Here is a 3,855-nt window from a genome sequence, read left to right as displayed (position 1 = left end):
ATATTGTTAATCAATTTCAGATAAGCAGGTTGATTCTTCATATTTATAATATGACATCGCAATGTTACTCCCCGCTCTCCTTCTATTTTATTTAACTCCTTATAGACTTGCAAAAACAGCGTTGGCTCTGGAACAACACTATCTGGTCCATTTTCTACTGGAATATAATAATTTGTAATAGGCAGAAATTTCTTACCATCTATGCTGTATTCCCATTTTAATTTTACATCCGTTCCGTCAGAAACAGGTATATAATTTAAAGTTTCCAAAGAAAATGACTTTACATTACCATTGGATAGACTTACATCAAAATACCTTTCTAGTTTCAGCGTTTGTGTAAAATTCCTGGCAATTTTCTCAGGGTTCATTATTTCAAACTTTCCGGCAGAAGATTGTTTAAGTCCTTTACCTGTATGAACCGTAAAATTGAAATCTCCCAGGGTAAAATTAGAATTAGCTAGTTTTTCAACAGGCAGATTAATTAATTGGGGATGTTTTATATAGTTTTTTAAGTCTTCCGGTTCTGTATTTGCATCACTATTCCTAAAATCTTTTATACGATCAAAGGTGATCATGTTGGCATCATGATATCGGTATCCGTACCACGAAGTTCTACTAACGAAAACGATGTCTTTATTATCAAAAACCCAATCTATATACTGGAAGCCAAACGTGTCCCATGTACGCAAATGAGCCCCTTCATTATAACGCAGTATCTTTTTTCTTATCTCCCAATTCTGTAAGTCTTTTGAGCTCAACAACACCAATACATTTCTTTGATGCCAGTTCCCATTATATGTCTCAGATGTATTTTTAAAGGAAGAAATTTTATTGGTTATGGACCAGTACAGCTTCGAAACCGGGTCGTATCGGATGGTAAATTTAGATTCAGCTCCAGGAAAATGAACAAAATTACGAGGCTCGTTTTTAAATTCCATTTTCAGGTTTCTATCATCTATATCGATCATAGCTGCTATTTCATTACGAGGTTTTCCAGCTGCAACACCCTTTATTTTATAATCTACGTCCTTACCCGTCCATGTTTCCAACCGCATAAAATCTATTAATCTACCTTCTGGTGTGACTACAATGTTACCTTCTAACCAATTCGGACGCTTGGCATTTAACCATTTTTCCTCAAAGCGTATACTATTTGTGCGCTTCCAGCTGGAAGCTTTTAGTAAATCGGCATTCTCGTCTGCACAAATTGCCAGAGCGTGAAAATCTCTTCTATTTTCAGAGTCAAATGCTTCTTCGTAAGCTCGCCATATTTTTCCTTTATGCTTAACAACCGGAACCGGGCCTGTATGAAACATCCCTTTTGCGAGCATACCGGTATGCTCATCAGTAGGAACAGACCATGTTTGCCCATTATCTTTTGATCTGTAGATAACGATGTTACCCCACCCCCTGGTTGTTCCCATGAGATAGACATCGCCTTTGTGTTCAAATATATTTGCCCAAATCAGAGGAGAAACTCTTGAGAGTAATGCCCATGTTTTTCCTCTGTTTTTTGATACATGGATACTTGTTCCTCTATCAAAATCATGAGAGACCAAATAATCTCCATTAGATAAAATCACAATACTAGGAGAAGCAATTTTCTTTCGGATAGGATTTTCTTTCGACTCGAAAACGACTATTCCTGGAAATGGATTAAATAACTGGCAAAATGCCACATGGCTATAAAGGAGCAGAAATGATGTAATTAAGACTCGTATATACCTATTCATAATAATTTGGAGTATAATAAATGACAAAAGTATAAACACTGACAGGTTTTAAATCGACATCCTGTTAGCGTTACTAAAAGTTGCTACGGAACAATGGTTACATTCAGTTTTTTAATAATTTCCGGTTGTTCGTTTGCTTTTGTGTTAGAAGCGACAAAAACAACCTCATAATTCCCAGGCTTTTTATAAATGTAGTTATGCTTCAATTCGTTTTCACTCTGTTTCGTAATAAGAATTACAGGTTTATCTTTCCCAGCATTGAATCTGGGTAATTCAATTGGTCCGCTTATGGCATATCCCTCTTTGTATGCTCCTGTCATGTTATTAAAAATCCCATTCCACGTTAACAATGTACTTGAAACGGAAGGTCTATTATTTGATGGTTGAGCTGCTGAAGCTTCATTTTCATACCATTGAAAGTTAAATTGCCCTTGCGAATAAAGCTGTCCGGATAAGGTATTGTCGTCTGCTACTTCTCCGATTAACGTAAAATTACGTACTCTGAACTGAACCCTGTTAGTGGCAGCTTTTGTCTTACAAAGCCAGGCAAAATATACTGGCTTTCCTTCTGCAAAAACGTCTGATATATCTACATTACCCGATTCTGCATATATTGAAGAACTAGACTGTAATACGGTTTGCAAATAGAATCGATTAGTTATAGGTGTCCAGTTTGTATTTTTTATATTATCATAAGTATATGTACCATTAAAAGTTGTGGTATATAAAAGCTCAGCACAATCTATATTGCTAATCGTATTATTATCAGGAGTTTTGTTAGACTCGAAACTAAGCTTTGCTAAAACGTCATAAAAGCGTTCTGTATCGCGGTAATTGTAATCATTTCCAACAGTTCCAGAATAAAAACTTACCATGTGCGCATTACCTTCTATAATAAATTTAGTGGTGTCTCCCACTTTGAAGGTATTGCTTTCATCCAGTCTAACATCAAATTGCATCGGAACCGGAGTAGTCGGATCATCAACATCAATTTTAGCCAGGTCAGTAATTTCTTCCAGGTCTTTGTTACATGCAGTAACCATAGCAAATGCACATAGTACTGGTATATACCTTTTTATAAGATTTTTCATAACTATCGCGTTTATTTATTGAATGGTTAGCTTGATTTTTTTTACTGTTTCTTTTCTTCCGTTAAAGTTTACGTTGTATCCTACAAAAGCAACTTCGTACTCTCCTGGCTTATTAAAAGTGTAAAAGTATTCTGTCATATTTTCATTTTGTATACTTTTAATTACCTGTGGTTTATCAAGTCCCAAATTCATTTGATCTGAGAGCGTAACAGAGCCACTGACAGCATATCCTTCTTTCAAAGGACCCGTAGTATTATTAAATATCCCATTCCAATAAATCAGCGTATTGGTAATACTTGGCAAGTCAGATGCTTGCATTCCTGCTGCTTCATTTAAAGCCCACCTGAAACTAAGTTGTGCCTGAGAATACAACACACCGGACAATTCACTATTACCCAATACCTCGCCAGTTACATTAAAATCTGCTACCTGAAATCTGGTCCGTGACGATTCAGCATTGGTTTTACAATACCATGCAAAATAAATAGGCTTTCCTGTCGCAGCAAGATCAGAAATATCTGCAATTCCAGCATCCGTAAAAGAAGCAGCTGTACCTACTATTGGTGGAATATTAAATCTATCTGATATGTTTATCCAATTTGCTGACCTGACATTTTCATATGCATAATTTCCATCAAAATCGGTTGAATATAATAATTCGGCACAGTCTTCATTATTTCCAGCAAATTTGGCTGCCCTGAAACTCAATTTAGGCACTATATCATAAACACGATCTTTATCATGAAAGGCATAGTCATTTTCAAAACTACCTGAATAAAAATTTATCATATCCGGACTACCTTCAATGCTAAATCTTATCCTTTCACCTACTGCATAAACACTTTTCTCTGTTACAACATTGAACACCGGTTCTTTAACTTCATAAGGATCCTGGCATGCCACTATTGTAAGCAGCAAACCTATATATGTTAAATACTTTTTCATCATTACCATCCTTGATTTTGAACTAATTTTTTGTTAACTCCCATTTCATATGATGGAATTGGCCACCATTGATCTTTAGGCTCGAC

At 35.8% G+C, this 3,855-nt stretch carries 3 protein-coding genes; all 3 read right to left on the bottom strand.

Annotated features, from left to right (window positions below; genetic code table 11):
• Positions 1-1,733, bottom strand: a 1,733-nt coding sequence (locus tag ABWO41_RS16425) for a sialidase family protein (RefSeq protein ID WP_353140347.1), incomplete at its 3' end; no start/stop codon positions are given.
• An 83-nt stretch (positions 1,734-1,816) separates the two neighbouring features.
• Positions 1,817-2,824 carry a DUF5017 domain-containing protein gene (locus ABWO41_RS16420; protein ID WP_353140345.1) on the bottom strand — a complete coding sequence of 336 codons (1,008 nt, stop codon included), beginning with the start codon at positions 2,822-2,824 and terminating at the stop codon, positions 1,817-1,819.
• 15 nt (positions 2,825-2,839) lie between these two features.
• Complete coding sequence (locus tag ABWO41_RS16415; RefSeq protein ID WP_353140343.1) at positions 2,840-3,772, bottom strand: DUF5017 domain-containing protein; 933 nt, start codon at positions 3,770-3,772, stop codon at positions 2,840-2,842.
• Positions 3,773-3,855 lie beyond the last annotated feature (83 nt).

It is taken from the genome of Pseudopedobacter sp., from assembly GCF_040392825.1.
Lineage (GTDB): Bacteria > Bacteroidota > Bacteroidia > Sphingobacteriales > Sphingobacteriaceae > Pseudopedobacter.
The sequence above is the reverse complement of the archived record's forward strand: the minus strand, read 5'-3'. Positions and strand labels throughout refer to the sequence as shown.